17 protein-coding genes are annotated in these 22,032 nt (G+C 71.6%); 10 read left to right on the top strand and 7 right to left on the bottom strand.

Annotation, left to right across the window (positions count from 1 at the left end; genetic code table 11):
- Position 1: 1 nt before the first annotated feature.
- The 3 genes from AAH979_RS09370 to AAH979_RS09360 form a co-directional block, all read right to left on the bottom strand.
- Positions 2-1,288: an extracellular solute-binding protein gene (locus AAH979_RS09370; RefSeq protein WP_346257666.1), complete on the bottom strand. Its 1,287-nt coding sequence runs from the start codon at positions 1,286-1,288 to the stop codon at positions 2-4.
- 263 nt (positions 1,289-1,551) lie between these two features.
- Positions 1,552-2,841: an amidohydrolase/deacetylase family metallohydrolase gene (locus tag AAH979_RS09365; protein WP_346257665.1), complete on the bottom strand. Its 1,290-nt coding sequence runs from the start codon at positions 2,839-2,841 to the stop codon at positions 1,552-1,554.
- The gene (locus AAH979_RS09360; protein WP_346257664.1) at positions 2,838-4,166 is read right to left on the bottom strand and encodes a MarR family transcriptional regulator; all 1,329 of its coding nucleotides are present in this window, start codon (positions 4,164-4,166) and stop codon (positions 2,838-2,840) included. Before AAH979_RS09360 ends, AAH979_RS09365 begins: the two co-directional genes overlap by 4 nt.
- A 155-nt stretch (positions 4,167-4,321) precedes the next feature.
- Here AAH979_RS09360 and AAH979_RS09355 point away from each other — a divergent pair, with 155 nt between their 5' ends.
- From AAH979_RS09355 to AAH979_RS09345, 3 genes are all read left to right on the top strand, one after another.
- On the top strand, positions 4,322-5,563 hold the full coding sequence (locus AAH979_RS09355) for an alanine racemase (protein ID WP_346257663.1): 1,242 nt from the start codon (positions 4,322-4,324) through the stop codon (positions 5,561-5,563).
- 612 nt (positions 5,564-6,175) lie between these two features.
- Positions 6,176-7,282 (top strand): sugar phosphate isomerase/epimerase, encoded by a 1,107-nt coding sequence (locus AAH979_RS09350; protein WP_346257662.1) that lies wholly within the window; start codon positions 6,176-6,178, stop codon positions 7,280-7,282.
- A gap of 74 nt (positions 7,283-7,356) precedes the next feature.
- Positions 7,357-10,686, top strand: a complete 3,330-nt coding sequence (locus AAH979_RS09345) for a ThuA domain-containing protein (protein ID WP_346257661.1) — start codon at positions 7,357-7,359, stop codon at positions 10,684-10,686.
- A 99-nt stretch (positions 10,687-10,785) separates the two neighbouring features.
- Here AAH979_RS09345 and AAH979_RS09340 read toward each other — a convergent pair whose 3' ends face one another.
- A complete protein-coding gene (locus AAH979_RS09340) occupies positions 10,786-11,772 on the bottom strand; it encodes a BadF/BadG/BcrA/BcrD ATPase family protein (RefSeq protein WP_346257660.1) in 987 nt (328 codons plus the stop codon).
- Positions 11,773-11,877: 105 nt separating this feature from the next.
- Between AAH979_RS09340 and AAH979_RS09335 the strand changes: the two genes are divergently transcribed.
- From AAH979_RS09335 to AAH979_RS09305, 7 genes are all read left to right on the top strand, one after another.
- On the top strand, positions 11,878-12,795 hold the full coding sequence (locus AAH979_RS09335; protein WP_346257659.1) for a MurR/RpiR family transcriptional regulator: 918 nt from the start codon (positions 11,878-11,880) through the stop codon (positions 12,793-12,795).
- A 2-nt stretch (positions 12,796-12,797) separates the two neighbouring features.
- Positions 12,798-13,550 (top strand): SIS domain-containing protein, encoded by a 753-nt coding sequence (locus tag AAH979_RS09330; protein ID WP_346257809.1) that lies wholly within the window; start codon positions 12,798-12,800, stop codon positions 13,548-13,550.
- Between the two features lie 20 nt (positions 13,551-13,570).
- Positions 13,571-15,007, top strand: a complete 1,437-nt coding sequence (gene ngcE / locus AAH979_RS09325; RefSeq protein ID WP_346257658.1) for an N-acetylglucosamine/diacetylchitobiose ABC transporter substrate-binding protein — start codon at positions 13,571-13,573, stop codon at positions 15,005-15,007.
- A 7-nt stretch (positions 15,008-15,014) separates the two neighbouring features.
- Positions 15,015-15,941, top strand: a complete 927-nt coding sequence (locus tag AAH979_RS09320) for a sugar ABC transporter permease (RefSeq protein ID WP_346257656.1) — start codon at positions 15,015-15,017, stop codon at positions 15,939-15,941.
- Between the two features lie 86 nt (positions 15,942-16,027).
- Positions 16,028-16,834, top strand: a complete 807-nt coding sequence (locus AAH979_RS09315) for a carbohydrate ABC transporter permease (RefSeq protein ID WP_346257808.1) — start codon at positions 16,028-16,030, stop codon at positions 16,832-16,834.
- 171 nt (positions 16,835-17,005) lie between these two features.
- Positions 17,006-18,187 carry a carbohydrate-binding protein gene (locus tag AAH979_RS09310; protein WP_346257655.1) on the top strand — a complete coding sequence of 394 codons (1,182 nt, stop codon included), beginning with the start codon at positions 17,006-17,008 and terminating at the stop codon, positions 18,185-18,187.
- A 327-nt stretch (positions 18,188-18,514) separates the two neighbouring features.
- Positions 18,515-18,640: a hypothetical protein gene (locus AAH979_RS09305; RefSeq protein WP_346257654.1), complete on the top strand. Its 126-nt coding sequence runs from the start codon at positions 18,515-18,517 to the stop codon at positions 18,638-18,640.
- Positions 18,641-18,701: 61 nt separating this feature from the next.
- Here AAH979_RS09305 and AAH979_RS09300 read toward each other — a convergent pair whose 3' ends face one another.
- From AAH979_RS09300 to AAH979_RS09290, 3 genes are read right to left on the bottom strand one after another with little or no spacing between them, the layout of a single operon-like run.
- On the bottom strand, positions 18,702-20,354 hold the full coding sequence (locus tag AAH979_RS09300; RefSeq protein WP_346257653.1) for a tripartite tricarboxylate transporter permease: 1,653 nt from the start codon (positions 20,352-20,354) through the stop codon (positions 18,702-18,704).
- A complete protein-coding gene (locus AAH979_RS09295; RefSeq protein ID WP_346257652.1) occupies positions 20,355-20,876 on the bottom strand; it encodes a tripartite tricarboxylate transporter TctB family protein in 522 nt (173 codons plus the stop codon).
- On the bottom strand, positions 20,873-21,898 hold the full coding sequence (locus tag AAH979_RS09290) for a tripartite tricarboxylate transporter substrate binding protein (protein WP_346257651.1): 1,026 nt from the start codon (positions 21,896-21,898) through the stop codon (positions 20,873-20,875). Before AAH979_RS09290 ends, AAH979_RS09295 begins: the two co-directional genes overlap by 4 nt.
- Positions 21,899-22,032: the final 134 nt, after the last annotated feature.

The raw sequence follows: 22,032 nt of genomic DNA, 5'->3' as shown, positions 1-22,032 counted from the left end.
GCTACTTCCCGAACGCCGCGGTGATCTGGGTGTTCGCCTCGGCGGCCGCGGCGTCGACGGTCGCCTTACCGGTGATCACCTTTTGCAGCATGTTCGGCAGGATCTTCTCGGCGTCGATGGTGGTCCACGCCTTGTCGACCGGGACGAACCTGGTCCCCGCCTCCATCGTCTCCACGAACGGCTTCAGGAACGGCTCCTTGGCGATCACCTCGGCCCGGCCGGACTTCATCGCCGGCACGAAACCCATCGCGGCGTAGAGCTTCAGGGTGTATTTCTTGCTCGCCAGCAACTGCATGAACTCCACCGCCAGGCTGCGGTGCGTGGTGGAGCGGAACACCCCGAGGCTGCTGCCGCCGGCGAAGGCGGGCGCGATCGAGCCGGGCTTGGTGCCGGGCAGCGGCACCACCCCGTACTTCCCCTTCACCGCGCCGGCCTCCACCGCCGAGCGGTTGAAGTTGCCCAGGATGCCCATCCCGGCCCGGCCGGCCGCGAACGCCTCGACGGTCCCGCCGCCGGTCAGGTCGACGCACTGCTGGGCCGGGCAGATCTCCGGGCTGAACAGGTCGGTGTACGCCTTGATCCCCGCCTTCGACCCGGGCGAGTCGATGGCCGCGGTGTACTTCCCAGCCGAGTTGGTCGCGATGTCGCCTCCGGCGTCCCAGACGAACGGCAGCGCGCCGAAGGTGTAGAGCCCGCCGACCGCGATGCCGAGCATGTCCTTGCGCTCGGCCCGGATCTTCTTGGCGGCGGCGACCAGTTCGGCGTACGAGGTCGGGGGAGTGAGTCCGAGTTCGGTGAAGACGTCGGTGCGGTAGTAGAGCGCCCGGACGCCGATCCACCACGGCACCCCGTACGCCTTGCCGGCCACGGTGACCGTCTGGACCAGGTCGGCCGGCAGGTCGGCGGCCTCGGCCCACTTCTTGTTGTCCTCGGTGACGTCGGCCATCCCGTTCGAGGCGACGAAGTTGGCAAGGTCGGTGTTGCCGACCTCGGTGACGTCCGGCGCGCTCGCCGGGTCGTTCAGCGCGCCCTTGTACTTCTCCGCCCGGGTGTCGGTGGCCAGGTAGCTGACGTCGACCAACACGTCGGCGTTCTTGGCGGTGAACTCGGCGATCGCCTCGTTGATCACCGCCTCCTTGGCGGCCCGGTTGGCCTCGTCGAACAGCCAGACCCGCAGGGTGCCGGTCCGGCTGTCGGTGCTCTCGGCGGGTGCGTCGGTGGAGGGCGCGCAGGCACCGGCGCCGAGCGCCAGCGCGAGCAGCGCGGGAAGTGCCAGGAGTTTCCGCACGGGCTTCCTCCTCGAATAACGAGCTAGGTTCGTAATTAGGTCGATATGGATGTCATCCAGGCTGGGGTTCCGCCAGTCGCCCGTCAAGTAACAATTTCCCTGCTCAGGTGCCCTATCAGGACAGGTCGGAGCCGCCGTCCGGCCCGGCCGGACGGCACCTGCCCGGACCGGCTCAGTCGCCCAGGTAGAGCACCGCGTCGATCTCGATGTCGAACCCGTTCAGCACCGCCTGGTCGGCCACGACGATCTGCTTGGGCATGGGGTCAACCTCCGTGTCGGGGGAACTGCTCGGCGAGCCCGTCCGGGCCCACCAGGGGTGGGGTGAGAAGTCGGCGTACCGCCCGGTCCCGGTCGGCCAGCGCGGCGCGCTGCGCGTCGGTGAGCGTGACCCACGGCGGCACCGGCCCGGTCTGCCGGGGAGGCAGCAGCCGGCCCGCCCGGTAGGTCAGCTCGTTGACCAGCCGCAGCGGGGCGTACCGGCGCTGCCCGTGCACGTCGACCAGCTCGTACCGGCCGGGCTCGATCGTGAAGACCGCGATGTCGGCCGGTGCGCCGACCGCGAGCGTGCCGATCCCGTCCGGCAGGCCGAGCGCGCGGGCCGGTCCGACGGTCGCCGCCGCCACCACCTGGGGCAGGCTCATCCCGACCGCCAGCATCTTGGCCATCGTGGTCGGCAGGTCGAAAACCGGGCCGTGCAGCGACCGGCTGTGCAGGTCGGTGGAGACGGCGTGCGGCGGCATGCCGGCCGCCAACTGCGCCTCCAGGACGTCAAAGGCGAAGCCGCCGGAGCCGTGCCCGAGGTCGAAGCGCACCCCCGCCTGGTACGCCTCCTTCGCCGCCGGGTCGAAGCCGTCCGGGCCGGCGGCGATGCCGCTGGCGCAGTGCGTGATCAAGTCGCCGGGACGCAGCAGCGGCAGCAGCTGCGCCACCGTCGGCGGCGCCGCGCCGATGTGCACCATCACCGGCAGTCCGCACGCCTGCGCCGCCTCGACCGCCCGGCGCAACGGGGCCAGGCCGTGCGTACCGACGTTGTGCCGGTCCATCCGTACCTTGATCCCGACGATGCTGTCCCGGTGCGCCCGTACGGTCGCCACCGCAAGCTCGACGTCGCAGTTGGCCAGCTCCCGGGACTCGCCGACCGGGGCGACCAGCCCCACCGCGGAGATGTTCAGCAGCGCGGGCACCCGGACGGTGTACCGGGCCGAGGCGGCGGCGAACGCGGCGAACCCGTACGCCCCGGCCGAACCGGCGTCCACCCAGGTGGTCACGCCGGAGCGCCAGGCCACCGGGTCGGGGTCGATCCCCCAGTACGTCGCCCCGGCGTGCACGTGTGTGTGCAGGTCGACCAGGCCGGGCGTGATCAGCCTGCCGGCCAGCTCGACCAGCTCGGCGGCCCGCTCCCGGGGCAGCACGGGTGCGACCGCCGCGATCCGGCCGTCCCGGACGGCGACGTCGTGCCGCCCCGCCCGGCCGGTACCCGGATCGAGCAGGTCCCCGCCGGTGAGCAGCAGGTCCCAGCCCTCCCGACCGGACTCGGCAGCGGATCCGGTCACGGCGCCGCCTCGACCGGGGCGGGCACCGGCCCGGCCCCGCCGGCGGCGCCGATGCGGAGCCGGTAGAGCCGGGCCGGGCGCCCCTTGCGGTGCACCTGCGTGCTCCCCTCCACCTCGACCAGGCCCGATTCGCTCAGCTTGCGGATCAGCCGGCGGCCACTGGGATCGGTGATGCCGAGCTGCTGGGCCAGGTCGCTGGGGGAGATGGCCCGGCCCTCCAGGGCCCGTTCGATGGCGGAGAGCCGGGACAGCGTCGCGGCGCTCAGTCCCACCTCGGCGGCCAGCCGTTCGAGTTCGGCGCCGTGCTCCCGGTAGGTGAAGGCGAGCGCGGCCCCGGCCGGGCTCATCGGCCCGATGATGACGCCACCGTCCTCGACCAGGTACGCGCTCGGCGACTCCTCCTGCTCGGCCCGGGCGACCGCCCGCTCGGCCAGGTGCAGGCAGCTCCGGGCCGAGGCGCCGACCCCGAATCCGGCGGCGACCCGGATGCCGAGGGTCTCCTGCGCCTGGCCGAGCGCGGGCAGCGACACCCAACTGTTGGTCGCCTGCTCGAAGAGGGCCTGGTGGGCGAAGACCACCACGCCGCGCCGGCCCCGGTTCTCGATCCAGGCGTCGCCGAACTCCGGCGTGTTGAGCAGCAGGTTCATCAGCCCCACCCGGGCCCGGTCCAGGTCGAGCTGCGGGCCGGCCCGGCCGACCAGGAAGATGCCGGCGGCGAACCGCAGCGCACTGGCCTGTTTGGACTGCACCTGGAGGGCCAGCTCGTGCAGTTGGGCCCGCAGGGTGGCCGGCCCGGGCAGACCGCCGAGGACCCGGGCGCCGCCCTGTAGCTGGGCCGCGACCGCCGTACGCAGGCTGATCACGTAGTCGGCGCCGGTCCGGGCCAGCGCCGCCCGGTGGAACGCGACGATCTCGGCCACGCTCTGTTCCGGGTCGTAGGGCAGGCAACTGATCTGCGAGCGGTCCAGTTCCAGGGCCCGGGCCACCTCGTCCACGGTCTGGGTGTCATAGGTGTCGATGCTCACCGGCGTGGGTCGCCAGCCCCGGGACAGCGCCTTGAACAGCGCCAGCGACAGGTCCAGTCCGGCCGAGCGCAGGATCGCCACCGGCAGGTCCGCCGGGAGCAGGTCACGGCATTTCGCGTACGGGACCGGGCCGAGCAGCAGGCCGTCGACGCGTTGCCGGGCGAGCAGTCCGTCGACGAGTCCCCGGACCGCGTTCTCGTGCTCGTAGACGATCCACTCCAGCGTCACCCCGGCCAGCGTGCGGGCCGCGTCCTCGAAGACGGTGCGGTGGCTGGCGTGGATGACGAGACCGATCACCATCCGGCTCTCCAGGTTCGAAAGTGGTCCGTTAACGGTGGCGTGGTTAGCCTGGGTCCCGCCGGCCACCCTCGTCAAGTCGTTGACGAGGAAGGTCCGCATGCGGCAGGCTGGGCAGCCAACAGCGAGCCATATCCGAACCTGCCCGGGGAGAGTCGGTGCGCCACGAACTCGACGAGCCCGCGCTCGACTGGCGCGCCAAGGGGTTCTGGCAGCCCGAGACGCCGGTCCCGGACGCGGCGTTCGCCGCCGCCCGGCACTCGCTGTTCGGCGGCGCCGTCACCTGGCCGGTACTGGCCGTCCGGCGCTCCGCCGTCGCGCACAACGTCGCCACGATGGCCGGGTTCTGCGCCCGGCACGGCTTCTCGTTCGCCCCGCACGGCAAGACCAGCATGGCGCCGTCGCTGCTCGCCGCCCAGTTGTCCGCCGGTGCCTGGGCGATCACCATGGCCACCGCCAACCAGGTGCTCGCCTGCCGCGCCCTCGGCGTACCCCGGGTGCTGCTCGCCAACGAGCTGCTCGATCCGGTGCCGCTGCGCTGGCTGGCCCGGGAGGTCGACCGGGGTTTCGAGGCGTACTTCTTCGTGGACGCGGTCGCCGGAGTAGCGGCGATCGAGACGGCGCTCGCCGACCAGCCGGCCGGTACCCCGGTACGGGTCCTGGTCGAGCTCGGCTTCCCCGGCGGGCGGGCCGGCTGCCGCAGCGTGGAGCAGGTGGTCGAGGTCGCCGAGGCGGTCGCCGCGACCCACCGGGTACGCCTCGACGGCGTCGCCGGCTACGAGGGCGGGCTGCCGGACGGCGCGGCCGTGTCGGCGTACCTGCGGCGGCTCCGGTCGGCGGCGACCGAGCTGGCCCGCCGAGGGCTGGTCGGCCCGGAGGTGCTGGTCAGCGCCGGTGGCAGCGCGTGGTTCGACCTGGTGGCCGAGGAACTCGGCGGTGCCTGGCTGACCGGGCACGACCTGCGGGTGGTGCTGCGCAGCGGTGCCTACGTCACCCACGACCACGGCTTCTACGCCGAGCACACGCCGTTCCGACGGATCCCCGGCGAGGGCGCTCTCGACCCGGCCCTGGAGCTCTGGGCGCAGGTCACCTCCACTCCGGAGCCGGGGCTGGCGATCGTCGGCATGGGCAAGCGGGACGCCCCGTACGACGAAGGGCTGCCGGTGCCGCTGCGGATCCGGCGCCGTTCCGGCGAGCTGCGTCCCGGCACCGGGGTGACCGTCAGCCGGCTCGACGACCACCACGGCTATCTCGCGGTCCCGCCCGGCGTCGAGCTGGGCCCGGGTGATCTGGTCTGCTTCGGCATCTCCCACCCGTGCACCGCCTTCGACAAGTGGCGGGCGCTACCGGTGGTCGACGACGACCACACCATCGTGGACGTGCTGCGGACCTACTTCTGAGCGGTCTGTCGATCCGAGACGCGGCGTCGAGGCGGTGTCCCGGACGGAGACTGTCGAGCTGCCCCGCTTGTGCTCCCGTCGGGGACAGGCGGCGCGATGTCGGGATTGTCGCGCCCCGCCTGTGCACCCAGCTCGACAGTCTCCGTAACTGGGATGCCCGGCTCGGCCCGGCGGCTGACTCCCACGTACCGGACGCCCTCTGATGGGCGCAAGACCGGACCCCGGAGAGGGGCCGGGTCCCGTTCGACCACAATCGACGGGAACTTTCCGCTGGGTGCGACGAACTTTTGTAAACCGCGACCAAAGTTGGCGCGCCCTGCTCTTTTCTTCTCGCTGCGCAGCCTCTAGCGTGTGTCTATTCGTAACAGAGAAGATCGCTGATCGTCATATCCCGCCCGGGTGGAAGCCGGAGCGGGAGTCACGAAGGCGTCCGGCCCGGCCACGGCCGCGACGCACGTCCCCGCGCGCCACGAGTGGCACGTGAGCGCGCCCGTACCCGTCGACTTTCTTCGCGCGGGCACTCACCCGAGCATCCGAGCTGCCCACCGAAGACCTCTTGAATCGATCCAAGCATGGGCGGCGGAGGCGTCGCCGCCCGGGAAGGTGCAGGACATGGGGAAGACGCAGCGCGAACCGATGGATCCGGCGGATCGCCGCCGGCTCACCCGGCGCAGCATCCTGGCCGCCTCGGCCGGCGCGGCCGCCGCGCTCAGCGCGGTCGGCGCCAACGTGGTCCGGACCGAGACCCCCGCCGTCGCGCACGGGCAACTGCGGGCCGAGCCGCTGATCCCGGGCCGCAACCGGGGCATCATCCTCTACAGCGTCCGGGACCGGATCTCCGCCGCCCCCGACGACAGCGGTGTGCCGTACGGCTTCGAGCGGGTGCTCGCCCGGATCGCCGAACTCGGCTACCAGGAGGTGGAGTTCGCCGGCTACACCCAGAACACCCAGATCCTGGGCCGGCAGATCACCCCGGCGGAGATCCGCAAGATTCTCGACGACAACGGGCTGGTCGCCAACGGTACGCACACCTCGATCAATCCGGCCACCTTCGAGCAGCAGATGGACATCGCCGAGACGCTCGGCATGAAGAACATCGGCACCGGCAGCGACCCGACGAACTCGGCGTACACCTCGGACTGGGACGCGGCGGCGGACGTCTGGAACGAACTCGGCCGGCAGGCCCGCAGTCGCGGACTCCGGCTCTACACGCACAACCACGACGCCGCGTACTCCTTCCTGCTCGACGCGGGGCCGCTGGACGCGAACGGCCGGCCGACCCGCTCCTCCGGCACCCGCCGGCTGGAGTACTTCTTCCGGAAGACCGACCCGAGGTACGTCTTCTTCGAACTGGACATCTACTGGGCCTACGTCGCCCGGTTCAAGCACCAGAAGTACGTCGACCGGTGGGGTCGGGAGAAGACCGACCTGTTCGACCCGATCCTCAACGTGGTCTCGCAGAGCAAGCGGTTCCCGCTCTTCCACGCCAAGGACGGCAACCGGAACAGCGCGCTGGCCAACGGCTACGAGATGACCCCGCTCGGCGAGGGCGACATCAACTTCCAGCAGTTCTTCCAGACCATCGGCGACCCGGACTTCCGGCACGCCAACTGGGAGCAGGACACCGCGCCCGGCGGGGCGGCCAACCCCGGCCAGTCGCTCGACTTCGCCGCGCTCAGCTACACCAACATGTCGGAGCTGACCATCTACCGCCGGTGACCTCCCGGGCGGGACACGGATCGCCGTGTCCCGCCCGCTTCCCGTAACCCCTACGGCGTGCAGACGGAGGAGAGATGAAGAGAACCATGCGCCGCTGGCTGACCGTGCTGGCGGCGACCGCGACGATCGTCCCGCTGACGGTCCAGGCCCCGGCGGCAGCCGTACCGGACCCGGGAGCGGGTTCCGGCGGCGTACCCGCCGAGCAACTGGTGGCCGAGGAGAACGGCCCGGCCGCGCTCCGCTCGGACGCCCGGGCGCCGCGCGACTACGGCGTACTGGTCTTCACCAAGACGGCCGGGGCGCGGCGGGCGTCCATTCCGGACGGTGTGCGGGCGATCCGGGACCTCGGCAGGGAGCACGGGTTCCGGGTCACCGTCACCCAGGACGCGGCGGCGTTCACCGAGCAGAACCTCGGAAAGTATCGCGCGGTGGTCTTCCTCAACACCACCGGCGACATCCTGAACGTCACCCAGGAGGCGGCGTTCGAGAAGTACGTCCGGGCCGGCGGCGGCTACGCCGGGGTGCACGCGGCGGCCGAGACCGAGCCGGACTGGGCCTTCTACCAGAGCCTGCTCGGCGCGAAGGCCACCGGCGCCTCCCCGGTCGAGCCGGGCAACATCGACGTCGCCGACCGGGCGCACCCGTCCACCGAGACCGTGCCGCGCACCCTGACCCTGACCGAGGAGTGGTACAACTTCTCCGCCAACGTCCGGGGCGTCTCGCACGTGCTGGCCACCGCCGACGAGCGCAGCTTCGCCGGTGGCGCGATGGGCTTCGACCATCCGGTCGCCTGGTGCAAGGACTACCAGGGCGGACGCTCGTGGTACACCGGGCTCGGTCACTCCATCGAGACGTATCGCTCGAAGCCGTTCACCCGGCACCTGCTCGGCGGCATCCAGTGGGCGGCCGGCGTGGTCGAGGGCGACTGCGGGGCGACCGTGACCGGCAACTACGAGAAGGTCACCCTCAACGACGAGCCGGGCGAGCCGATGTCGCTCGCCGTGCTCCCGGACGGCCGGGTGCTGCACAACACCCGGGGCGGACAGGTCCGGCTCTACGACCCGGCCAGCGGCGCCAGCCCGGTGATCAACACCATCCCGGTCTACAGCCACGACGAGGACGGGCTGCAGACCATCTCGATCGACCCCGACTTCGCCACCAACAAGTGGGTCTACCTCTACTACTCGCCGCCGCTGAACACGCCGGTCGACAACCCGGCGACCCCGGGGGTCAACGAGGGTGACGCGCCGGCCACCAGCGCCGACCCGACGGTCTGGGACAAGTTCAAGGGCTACAACCAGCTCTCCCGGGTCAAGTTCGTCGACGGCCCGACCCCGCACCTGGACATGAGCACCGAGCAGCAGATCCTGCGGGTGGACGTGGACCGGGGCATCTGCTGCCACGTCGCCGGCAAGGTGAAGTTCGACGGCAAGGGCAACCTCTATCTGATCACCGGTGACGACACCAACGCGGGTGGCTCGGACGGCTTCGCCCCGATCAACGAGTCGCCGACCCAGGGCCCGGGCTACGACGCCCAGCGCTCCTCCGGCAACACCAACGACCTGCGCGGCAAGCTGCTGCGGATCAAGGTACGGGCGAACGGCACGTACACCATCCCGGCCGGGAACCTCTTCCCGGAGGCGCAGGACCACGACAACAAGACCCGTCCGGAGATCTTCCTGATGGGGCTGCGCAACCCGTTCCGGTTCGACGTGGACGCCTCCGGGCGGGTCTACGTCGGCGACTACTCGCCGGACAGCCGGACCTCGAACCCGGCCCGGGGGCCGGAGGGGACCGGCCGGTGGTTCTCCACCAACAAGGCCGGCAACTACGGCTGGCCGTACTGCTACTCGCCGGCCCTGCCCTACGTCGACTACGACTTCGCCACCCGGACCTCCGGGGAACCGTTCAACTGCGGTGCCCCGGTGAACGACTCGCCCCGGAACACCGGCCGCACGGTGCTGCCGCCAGTGCAGGACCCGCAGTTCTGGTACACCTACGAGGCGCGTACCCCGTGCCCGGGGACGTACCTGGAGACGCCGCCACTGAGCTGCGACTTCAAGTGGCCGGTGATCGGGACCGGCGGGGTCGGCCCGCACGGCGGACCGATCTACCACTACGACCCGGAGTCGACCTCGGAGACGAAGTTCCCGGAGTACTACGACAACGCGGTGGCGTTCGGCGAGTTCACCCGGGACAAGATCTTCATGATGCGGACCAACGGCAACGGCGGGCTGGTCGGCGTCGAGCAACTGCTGCCCGGCTTCGTCTTCGACAACCCGATGGAGATGGAGTTCGGCCCGGACGGCAGCCTCTACCTGCTGGAGTACGGCGACGGCTTCTTCACCGCCAACCCGGACGCCCAGCTCTCGGTGATCCGCTACGTCAAGGGCAAGCGGTCGCCGGTCGCGGTGCTGAACGCCAGCCCGACCTCCGGGCAGGCCCCGTTGACGGTGAACTTCTCGGCCGTCGGCTCGCACGACCCGGACCCGGGTGAGTCGATCTCCTACGCCTGGGACTTCACCAGCGACGGTACGGTCGACTCGGCCGACCCGAGCACGTCGCACACCTACACCGCGAACGGGACGTACACCGCGAGGTTGACGGTGACCGACTCCAGCGGCAAGACAGGGGTGCTGACCCGGACCATCACGGTCGGCAACACCGCCCCGACGGTGACGGTGACCAGCCCGATCCCGGGATCCTTCTTCAACTGGGGCGACCCGGTCCCGTACACGGTGACGGTCACCGACCCGGAGGACGGGACGATCGACTGCTCCCGGGTGACGGTCAGCTTCGTACTCGGGCACGACACGCACGGCCACGAGCACGGCTCGACCACCGGCTGCACCGGTACGTTGCAGTCTCCGGCCGACGGCGCCGACCACGCCGGCGGCTACCTGTACGGCGGGATCAGCGCTTCCTACACCGACCTTGGTGGTGGCGGGCAGCCGGCGCTGACCACGGTCAACCAGGTCGTGATCCAGACGCCCCGGCAGCAGGCCGAGTTCGCCCAGGTCAAGCAGAATGTGACGATCGCCAACACCAGCGATGCCGGTGGTGGCCAGCACGTCAACGGGATCGACGCGGGCGACTCGATCGCGTTCGACCCGATCAACCTGGGTGACGCCAGCGCGGTCACCTTCCGGGTCTCCGGCGGCTCGGCGGCCACCGCCGGTACGCCGCGGGCCACCGTCGAACTGCGGCTCGACTCGCCGACCGGCCCGCTCGTCGGCACCGCCACGCTGAACGCCACGACCGGCAACAACGACTGGTCCAGCCAGACCCTGGCGGTCGACCAGCCGGCCGGCGGGCACCGGCTCTACCTGGTCTTCCAGCCGGTCACCGGTGGCCCGACCACCGGCCTGGTGAACCTGAACTGGGTGGAGTTCACCCCGAGGTAATCCCTTCCGGACGGCTGCCGGGAAGTCGCATCCGTGACTTCCCGGCAGCCGTCGTCCGTGGACCGGCCCGCCGCCGCGCAGACCTCCGGCTGCCGCCGGTCAGGCCGGGCCGCCGCCGGCCGGGTCCACGCCGACGCCGCTGGCCGAGGCGGCCAGCAGCCGGGCGTGCAGCGCCGGGTCGGCGTACCCGAGGAAGCGGTGGAGGGCGACCCAGGCGGCGCCGGCGGCGGCGTCCCCGGCCGGCACACCGGGCCGGCCCAGCCGGTCGACGAGCCGGTCCTGCACGGCGGTGCGGATCTCCGGTACCCCGGCCAGGACGCCGCCGGCCAGCACCACCGGACCTGGCGCCGGATGCAGCGACAGGAGTGTGCCGGCGAGCCGTTCGGCGGCGGTCTCCAGGATGGCCGTCGCGTCCGGGTCACCGTCCCGGGCCGCCGTGCCGACCAGCGGGGCCAGCCCGGCCAGCCGGTCGCGGCCGACCTGGTAGACCCGGGTCACGAAACCGTCCGGCTCGGTGGTGCCGATCTCGGTGGCCACGGCGCGGGCCAGCGCACCGGACGGTGGTCCCCGGTAGAGCGCCCGGGCCGTGGACCTCGCCGCCGCCAGGCCGAGCCAGAATCCGGAGCCCTCGTCGCCGAGCAGCCAGCCGAGGCCGTCGGCGGTGCGGCCGACCGTGTCGTCGCGGACCTCGGCGGCGACCGCACCGGTGCCGGCGATCAGGACCGTGCCGCACTCGGCCGGGGTGCCGGCCGCGAACGCCACCACCGCGTCGCCGACCGGATGCATCGGGCAGCTCAGCCCGAGCCGTGACCACTGCGCGGCGTACCGGGCGGAGACCTCCGGCTCGGCCAGCCGGGCCACCCCGGCCAGCCCGACCACGGCGCCGACCACCCGGCTCGGGTCGTATCCGTGCAGCGCGGCCCGGCCGGCCTCGCCGAGCGCGGCGGCGGCCTCGGCCGGATCAGTGGCGACCGGGTTACCGGGCCGGGCGCGGCCACGCCCCACGATCCGGCCGTCCACCGTGGCCAGTACCACCCGGGTGGCCGTGCCGCCGCAGTCGGCGCCGAGTACGAACGCATCGACCATGCTGCCGATGGTGCGGCTACCGATCGTCAATGTCAAACCTATTGACTCGCGACCCCAAATGGTCATAACTTTTTTCATCACCTGGTTGTCGTGAAAGGAATGTTGATGGAGGAGAGCGGGCTGCTGGGCCGGTTGCGTACCGAGCTGGCCACGCTGCCGGTCGCCCTACAGCGGGTCGCCGAGCAGATCCTGATCGCGCCGGAGGAGACCGCCCGGGCCACGATCATCGATCTGGCCGAGCGGGCCGGCACCTCCACCGCGACCGTGACCCGGTTCTGCCGGGTCTTCGGCTACCGGGGCTACGCCCAGCTCCGGGTGGCGGTGGCCACCGAGATCGGCCGGGCTGCCCAGGCGCGCTGGGACACCGACATCGACCGGGAGATCGGGCCCGACGACCCGCTCGACCACCTGCTCGGGGTGGTGGCCAGCGCCGACGCCCGGGCGATCCAGGACACCGCCGGTCAGGTCGACCTGGCCGCCGTCGGCCGGGTCGCCGAGGCCGTCGCGCAGGCCCACCGGGTCGACCTGTTCGGGCTCGGCAGCTCCGGCAACGCGGCCCGGGAGATGGCGTTCCGGCTGGAACGGATCCGGATCCCGGTCTGGCACCGGGCCGACCCGCATACCGCGCTGACCAACGCCGCGCTGCTCGGCCCCGGCGACGTGGCGATCGGGCTGTCGCACAGCGGGCGTACCCGGGAGGTGATCGAGGTGCTGGCCGAGGCGGCCGACCACGGCGCACTGACGGTCGCGGTCACCTCGTTCCGGCGCTCGCCGCTGGCCGAGGTCGCCGACGTGGTGCTGACCACCGCCGTGCAGGAGACGACGTTCCGGCTGGCCGCGCTCTCCGCGCTGCACTCCCAACTGCTGGTGCTCGACCTGATCTACGTCGCGGTGGCCCAGCGGACCTACCAGCGCACCACCGAGGCGTTCGAGGTGACCGCCCGGGCCGTCGACGCGCACCGGGTGCCGGACGACTCGCCGCGAGCCGCACGCCGGCAGCTCAAGACCACGGAGGGGCTTTGACCATGGACATCGGCGCACCCGCCTACCTCACCGCCGTCACCGCCGCGATCGACCGGGTCGCCCGGACCCAGGCCGACGCCGTACGCCGGGCGGCCGACCTGATCACCGCCGCGCTGGACCGGGGCGGCGTGGTGCAGGCGTTCGGCTGCGGGCACTCCGAGGCGCTCTCGATGGAGATCGCCGGCCGGGCCGGCGGACTGGTACCCAGCAACCGGATCGCCCTGCGCGATCTCGTGCTCTACGGCGGCGCCGACCGGACCGTACTCGAAGATCCGCTGCTGGAACGCGATCCGACCGTGGCGCACCGGCTCTACGAACTGGCGCCGATCAAGCCGGACGACGTCTTCGTGCTCACCTCCAACTCCGGCGTCAACGGGGTGATCGTCGAGTTCGCCCTGCTGGTCAAGGAGCACGGCCACTCCCTGATCGGGATCACCTCGCTCGACCACACCGCCCGGGTCACCTCCGGGCACCCGTCGGGGCGGCGCCTCGCCGACCTCGCCGACGTCGTACTCGACAACGGGGCGCCGTACGGCGACGCCGCGCTGCCCCTGCCCGATGGCGGTGCCGTCGGGGCCATCTCCTCGATCACCGGTGCGTTGCTCGCCCAGCAGGTCGTCGCCGAGGTCGTCGCCCGGCTGCTCGACGCCGGTACCCGGCCACCGGTCTACCTGTCCGCGAACGTCCCGGGCGGTCGGGAGCGCAACAGCGAGCTAGAGGCGCGGTACGCCGGTCGCATCCGGCGCACCGCCTGACGAGAAGAAGGCGAGGCGCCATGAACTCTCTCCGTCCGGCCCGCTCCGGGCCGGCACCGACCACCGGCCCGGGTCGACGTACCGTGCTGCGGGCCGCCGCGATCGGGCTGGCCGCCCCGGCCCTCGCCGGCTGCGTCACCAGCGGCGGCGACGACGGGCAGCCCGCCGCGGCCAAGGGCGAGACGAGCGCCGACAACCCGCTCGGGGTACCCGCCTCGACCCCGCTGGAGGTGGTCATCTTCGACGGCGGCTACGGCGACGAGTACGCCACCAACGCCGAGAACATCTACAAGGGACGGTTCCCCGGCGCGACCGTGGACCACAAGGCGCTCCAGAAGGTCGGCGAGGCGCTGCAACCCCGGTTCGTCGCCGACACCCCGCCGGACGTGGTGGACAACACCGGTGCCGGCCGGCTCGACCTGGCCACCCTGGTCGCCGCCGGCAAGCTGGCCGACCTCACCGAGCTGCTCGACGCCCCGTCGCTGGACGACCCCGGCCGCAAGGTCCGGGACACCCTGCTGCCGGGGGTGGTGGCCGACGGCACGCTGGACGGCAAGGTCTACACGCTCAACTTCACCTACACCGTCTGGGGACTCTGGTATTCCAAGCCGCTCTTCGACCGGCACGGCTGGGCGTACCCGACGAGCTGGGACGCGATGCTGGCGCTCTGCGCCCAGATCAAGAAGGCGGGCATCGCACCCTGGACCTATCAGGGCAAATATCCCGAATACCTGAACGACCCGCTGCTGGCGATGGCGGCCAAGGCCGGCGGTCCGGAGCTGGTGAAGGCGGTCGACAACCTCCAGCCGGGCGCCTGGAAGCAGCAGCCGCTGCTGGACGCGGCGACCGCGATCGCCGAACTCGCCGGCCGGGGCTACCTGCTCGCCGGCTCGGAGGCGCTGTCGCACACCGAGGCCCAGGCCGCCTGGTCGCAGGGGAAGGCCGCGATCATCCCGTGCGGCTCCTGGCTGGAGGCCGAGCAGAAGGGCGTCACTCCGGCCGGCTTCGACATGGTGATGGGCGCGGTGCCGTCGCTGGGCGGGGCCGACAAGCTGCCGTACGGGACGATCCAGGCCGCCAGCAGCGAGTCGTTCCTGGTACCGGCCCGGGCCAAGAACCCGCGCGGCGGGCTGGAGTTCCTCCGGGTGCTCTTCTCCTCCGGCAGTGCCCGGCGGTTCGCCGAGCTGAACAGCACGCTGCCCAGCGTCGCCGGAGCCACCGACGGGCTGGCCGTCAGCACCGGGCTCGGCTCGGTCCGCTCCGCCGTGCAGGCCGCCGGCCCGAACACCGTCACCTACCGGTTCCGCACCTGGTACGCCCCGCTGGCCAAGGCGGTCGACGACGCCACCGGCGAACTCGCCACCCGCCGGATCAACCCGGGGCAGTGGGCCGACCGGATCCAGAAGGCCGCCGACGCGGTCGCCGCCGACTCCGCCGTCACCAAGTACACCCGGTAGCCCGGCGATGGCGGCCCTGCGGCACGGCAAGTACCGCTTCCTCGCCGGGGCGATCCTGCCCGGACTGCTGCTCTACGCGGTCTTCGTGCTCTCCCCGTACGCGCAGGCGTTCTATCTCGCGCTGACCGACTGGACCGGGGTCTCCGGGCAGGTGGAGATCGTCGGACTGGAGAACTTCCGGCGGCTCGTCGACGATCCGCTCTTCCTGGCGGCGCTGCGCAACAACGGGCTGCTGCTGCTCGTCGTGCCGGCGGCCACCATCGGGCTCGGGCTGCTGCTCGCCGCACTGGTCAACTTCGGCGGCCGGCGGGGCAGCACGATGGTCGGCGGAGTACGGGGCGGCGAGTTCTACAAGGTCGCCTACTTCTTCCCGCAACTGCTCTCGCTGCCGATCATCGCGGTGCTCTGGCAGTTCGTGTACCACCCGAACGAGGGCGTACTCAACGGGGCGCTCCGGGCCGTCGGCCTGGACTTCCTGGCCCGGACCTGGCTGGGTGACCCGCACCTGGCGCTCTGGGCGGTGGCCGGGGTGCTGGTCTGGTCGTCGGTCGGCTTCTACATGGTGCTCTTCTCCGCCGCCATGGAGTCGATCCCGCGCGACGTGCTGGAGGCGGCGGTACTGGACGGCGCCGGCCGGCTCGCCGTACTCCGCCGGGTGGTGCTACCGCTGGTCCGGGAGAACGTGCAGGTGGCCTTCGTCTACCTCGGGGTACTCGCGCTGGACGGCTTCGCGGTCGTCCAGGTGATGACGGTCGGTCCGGGCGGCCCGGACGGGGCCACCGAGGTCATCGGGCTCGGCCTCTACCGCAACGCCTTCACCTACGGCCGGTTCGGCTACGCCGCCGCGATGGGGGTGGCGCTGTTCTTCCTTACCCTCGCGCTCGCCGTCGTCGTGCTGCGGGCCGGCCGCCGGGAGCGGGTGGAACTGTCGTGACGACCCTCGTCGACCGTCCCGCCCAGCGGCAGCCGTCCGCCGCGCCGGTCCGCACCCCGGCCCGCCGTACCGGGCGGTTCGGCGACCTGGCCGCGCACCTGTTCCTGGTCGGCTGGGCCGCGCTGGTCACCGTGCCGCTGCTCTGGGCGGTACTCAGCTCGCTGAAGACCGACCGGGAGATCCTGACCAGTCCGTGGACGGTGCCGGCGACGCCCCGATTCGACAACTGGGCCCGGGCCTGGGGCGAGGCGTCGATCGGCAGCTACTTCCTGAACAGCGCCATCGTGGTGGGCAGCGCGCTGGTGCTGACCATGCTGCTCGGCGCGCTGGTCGCGTACGCCCTGGCCCGGTACTCGTTCCCGGGCAACCGGCTGCTCTACTACCTCTTCGTCGTCGGGCTGCTCTTCCCGGTCTTCCTCGCCCTGGTGCCGCTCTTCTTCGTGGTACGCCAACTCGGGCTGCTCGGCACCTATCCCGGGCTGATCCTGGTCTACACCGCGTACGCCCTGCCGTTCACCGTCTTCTTCCTGCACGGGTTCTTCCGGTCGCTGCCCTCGGCGCTGGCCGAGGCGGCGTTCCTGGACGGTTGCTCGCACTGGGGCGTGCTCTTCCGGGTGATGCTGCCGCTGGCCCGGCCGGGCCTGGTCAGCATCGCGATCTTCAATTTCCTCGGCCTGTGGAACCAGTACCTGCTGCCGCTGGTGCTCAACCCCGACCCCGAGCGGTACGTGCTGGCCCAGGGCCTGGCGGCCCTGTCGGTCAGCCAGGGCTACCGCAGTGACTGGAGCGGTCTCTTCGCCGGCCTCACCATCGCGATGTTGCCGGTGCTGGCCGCGTACGTGCTCTTCCAACGCCAGATCCGGACCGGCCTGACCGCCGGTGCGGTCCGCTAGGCCCCGTACCACCGCACCTCGCACCTGGTCACCACCCGCGTGCCGGCCGCCGGCTCACCTCGGGTGGGTGAGGGTCACTCACCCGAGGGCGGGTCAGAGTCGAACGCGGACCTGACCGGCGGCCGGTACCCGGTCACCCCCTTGTCACCCCCACCGGGAGGAGAAACCCCCGTGTCAGCCAGACCCAGCGCGCGAAGCCTCGCCGCCGGTACGGCGGCCCTGCTGGCCGCCGGCACTCTCGCCGGCATCACCGCGACCACCGCCGGTGCCGTACCGGCCGCCGCCCCCGCCGCCGCAGCCGCCTGCGGCGTCCTCTTCGACGACTTCGGCTACTCGTCGCCCTCCGACCCCGCGATCGCCGCCCGGGGCTGGACGGTGCGGACCAACTCCGGCGGCCCGGGTGTGCCCGGGGCGTCCTGGCCCGCGTCGAACGTCAGCTTCCCCACCGACGGCGGGCAGAAGGTGCTCCAGCTGACCGCCCGCACCGACGGTACGGCCGGCGGTACCAGCCACGCCGAGTTCTTCCACCAGCGCAAGTTCTTCGAGGGCACCTACGCCAGCCGGGTGCGGTTCACCGACGCGCCGCAGTCCGGGCCGGACGGTGACCACCTGGTGGAGACCTTCTTCACCATCACCCCGCTGGACCGGCCGCTCGACCCGAACTACGGCGAGATCGACTTCGAGTACCTGCCGAACGGCGGCTGGGGCGAGCAGGGGCCGATCTTCTACCAGACCACCTGGGAGACGTACCAGAACGAGCCGTGGCAGGCCGACAACACCCACACCGCCCAGCGGACCAGCTTCGCCGGCTGGCACGACCTGGTCTTCACGGTTTCCGGCGGCCGGGTGAAGTACTACGTGGACGGTCAGCAGGTGGCCGACCACGGCGACCGGTACTACCCGGAGACCCCGATGTCGATCAACTTCAACCTCTGGTTCATCGACCTCACCGGACGGACCGGCACCGGGCTGGCCAGCTACATCCAGCAGGTCGACTACCTCTACTACGCCGACCAGGAGGTGATCAGCACCGCCGAGGCGAAGAACCGGGTGGCCGCGTACCGGTCGGCCGGCACCGGCCACGTCGACACGGTGGGCAGCGGCGGTGCCTGCCCGACCACGCCGCCGACCACCCGGCCGCCGACCACGCCACCCACCACCCGGCCGCCCACCACCCCGCCGACCACCCAGCCGCCGGTCAACTGCGCCGGTGCTCCCGCCTGGGACTGGGGGACCGTCTACCTGGAGGGTGCCCGGGTCCGGCACAACGGCCGGCTCTGGCAGGCGAACTGGTGGACGCAGGGCTCCGAGCCGGGACTGACCGCGCAGTGGCGTGACCTGGGCCCCTGCTGAACGAGCGCCGGCTCTCCCACCTCCGCCGGCGCGGGGTGGGGGAGCCGGGGCGGATGGCAGATATTGACGCTCCTGAATCAGATCATTACCGTCCAGGCATAGGAAAGCGCCTTCCTGTACCGTCCGCTCGTCCGCTCGTCCGCTCGTCCACCGCTCCGGGCTTCCTTCGTCGGACTCGGGGTCGAGGGCCGGATCTACGGCGAGAGCAACTACGTCCGGGGTGCCAAGACCATCACCGAGGACTTCGGCAACGCCCGGCTGACCTGGACCAGCAGCAACTTCTACGACATCGCCACCATCACCCGGGCGAACGACAGCGGCAAGACGATGGAGGACTGGCTGCGTGCCGACGGCAGCGTCGGGCCGCCGCCGTACAGCTACTCGGCCGGCTCCGCCTCCAGCAGCCCGCCGTCGGCGGGCGCCGGGGTCCCCGGCGCGGACACCATCCCGTAGCCCCGCACCACCCGGTCGCCCGCACGCCGCTCCCGCACACCGTCCGCCGAGCCGTCGCCCGTCACGGCCGGTCGGGCGGCCCGGGAGCGGCGGGTGGGCGCAGGTCGTCGTCGGCGTCGTGGTCCGGCGCCGCGCCCTCCCGCTGGGCCGGTACCGGCGTCTCCCCGGCCGGTGCGGTCGCGGGCGAGGGCGCCGCGCCGGTGGGCGGCGTGGTCGCCGGGGCGGCCGCCTCCCGGCGCCGCCGGAGGACCCGTACGCCGACCGGCACGAGCAGGGCCAGCACGGTGACCACGAAGAGGGTGCCGGAGATCGGCCGGGTCAGGAACCCGCTCGGATCGCCGTCGAAGATCCGCATCGACTGCCGGAACGCCGTCTCCAGCAGGCTGCCCAGCACGAACGCCAGCACCAGCGGGCCGGGCTCGAAGCCGGTCTTCTTCATCAGGTACCCGAGGACGCCGAAGACGATCACCAGCAGCATGTCGAAGGTGCTGTTGTTGACGGTGTAGACGCCGAGCATCGTCACCGTCACCACGACCGGCGCGAGGATGCTGTCCCGGACCGAGACCAGCCGGACGAAGACGCCGACCAGCGGGACACTCAGGATCAGCAGGAAGATGTTGCCGATGTACATCGAGTCGACGACGCCCCAGAAGACCTCGGGGTTCTCGTCGATCAGCCGGGGACCGGGCGGGATGCCCTGGAGCAACAGCGCGCCGAAGATCAGCGCCATCACCGGGTTGGTCGGGATGCCCAGGGTCAGCAGCGGGATGAACGAGGAGGTCGCGGCGGCGTTGTTCGCGGTCTCCGGCGCCGCCACGCCCTCGATGGCGCCCCGACCGAACCGCTCCGGCGTCCTGCTGCGCCGCTTCTCCAGGGCGTACGCGGCCATCGACGACAGCACCCCGCCGCCGCCGGGCAGCAGTCCGATGAAGAACCCGACCACCGAGCCGCGCCCCACCGCGCCCCGGGACTGTCGCCAGTCCTCCCGGGACGGCCAGGCGTTGCTGACCCGGGGCTTCGGCAGCCGGTTCCGGGCCCGGTGTTCGAGCAGGTAGAGGATCTCGCCGAGCCCGAACAGCCCCATCGCGAGGGCCACGAAGTCGACCCCGTCGGCCAGGTTGATGTTGCCGAAGGTGAACCGGGGCGAGGCGAACAGCGGGTCCGGCCCGGCGGCGGCCAGCAGCAGCCCGAGCCCCGCCGCGACCAGGCTCTTCGCGGTGGAGACCGTACCGAGGCTGGCGACCAGCAGGATCCCCATCGCGGCCAGTACGGCGTTCTCCGGCGGGCCGAAACCGAGCGAGAATTTGGCCAGCACCGGGGCGACCAGGGTCAGCCCGACGATGCTCACCGTGCCGCCGATGAACGACCCGATCGCGGCGATGCCCAGAGCCGAGCCGGCCCGCCCCTGCCGGGCCATCTGGTAGCCGTCGATCGTGGTGATCACCGTGGCCGCCTCGCCGGGCAGCCGCAGCAGCACCGAGGTGATGGTGCCGCCGTACATGGCGCCGTAGTAGATGCCGGCGAGCATGATGATCGCCGACTCGGCCGGGATCTCGTAGGTGATCGGCAGCAGCAGTGCGATCGTCGCGACCGGTCCGAGGCCGGGCAGTACCCCGATGACCATGCCGATCACGACACCGGCCAGCACGTACAGCAGGTTCACCGGGGTGAACACCACCCCGAAGCCGGCCAGGACGGGGTCGAGGAAGTCCACTCAGAAGGCCAATCTCGGGAGCTTCACGTCCAGCAGCGTGATGAACAGCAGGTAGAGCGCGGCCGTGGTGACGACGCTGACCACCGCGGTGACCCGCCAGGACTCCCGCCCGAGCACCCTGAGCCAGAACGCCATCACCAGCAGGGTGGGTATCTCGAAGCCGATCCGGTTGATCAGCAGCACGAAGACGACCAGGCTGACGACCCCGAGGGCGATCCCGATCCCGCCCCGGCCGAACTGCTCGACCGCCGCCGCCTTCCGCTCGAAGACCAGCGACCACAACCCGGCGCCGAGCAGGAGCAGGCTGGCCAGTGCCGGCCAGAGCCCCGGCCCGGCCTCGGCGGGCGTACCGAGGGAGAGCGAGACGGAGTATCCGAGACCGGCCAGGCCGAGCGCGATCGGCAGCACACCTGCGACGAGTTGCCCGAGCCGGCCGGCCGGCGGAATGTCGTCGGAGGGCAGCAGCCCTGGCTCGCCCTCCCCGGCCGGCGGGGACGCACCGTCGAGGTCGGACCGACTCACTTCGGCCCCAGCCCGAACCGGTCGATCAGCGCCTTGTACCGGTCGAAGTCACCCTTGATCTTGCTCGCCACCTCGGTGCCGTCGACCTCGAACCGGTCGATGTAGTTCTTCTTCAGGAAGTCGTCGTACTCCGGTGCCTTGACCGCCTCCCGGAACGCCTCCTGGAGCGCGGTCACCGCGTCGTCCGGCATCGACTTCGGCCCGGCGATGAATCGGGCCTGGTCGACGGTGAGATCGAAGCCCTTCTCGACGGCGGTCGGCAGGTCGGGCAGCGAGGGGCTGCGCTGCTGGCTGAACACCCCGAGCCAGCGCAGCTCGCCGGACTGCACCAGCCGCATCGACTCGGCCGGCTGGGAGGCGCCGATGTCGACCTGCTTGCCCAGCACGGCGGTGACGGCCGGACCGCCGCCGCCGAACGGCACGTCGGTGGCGTTGATCCCGGCGAGCTTGTAGAACGCGGTCTGCGCGAAGTACGCCCCGGTGCCCACCCCGGAGTGCCCGTAGGTGATCCGCCGCCCGCTGCCCTTGAGCGCGATCACGTCGTCGATGGTCTTGAACGGGGAGTCCCTGTGCGCGACCAGCACGATGTTCTCGACGGTCAGCCCGATCACCACCCGCAGCTCGTCGAGCGAGACCGTGGCGGCGTTCCTACCCAGTTGTGGGGTGAGGGTGAACAGCGAACTCGGCGGGAAGCCGATCTTGTAGCCGTCGCCCTGGGCCGAGGCCACTTCCTTGGTGCCGACGGCGGCGGCCGCGCCGTCCCGGTTGATGATCACCATCGACTGGCCGAGCGGCTTCTCGATCGCCTTGCCGAGGGTCCGGGCGATCAGGTCGGTGCTGCCACCCGGGGCGAACGGCACGATCAGCTCGACCGAGCGTTCCGGGTATCCCGATCCGCCGCCGTCGCCGCCGTTGCCGGTCTGCACGCTGCAACCGGCGAGGAAGGCTCCCGCGCCGAGCCCCGCGCCCAGGCGCAGGACGGCACGCCGGTCCATGGCGCGCCGCAGATTCGATTCGGTCACTGGTCCCTCCCTGGTGGCTCAGGTTGGAGATCTTGGACTTCGAAGAGTGTCACCTTGATACATGCCGATCTAGAGGCTGTCAATCAAATCGGTGGCAGCAGTACGAAGCGGGCGGAAGCGCCAGCAGCCTCCAA

This window comes from Plantactinospora sp. ZYX-F-223 (assembly GCF_039649625.1).
In the GTDB taxonomy this organism is placed as follows: Bacteria; Actinomycetota; Actinomycetes; order Mycobacteriales; family Micromonosporaceae; genus Plantactinospora.
This window is presented reverse-complemented; position numbering and strand designations above follow the sequence as displayed.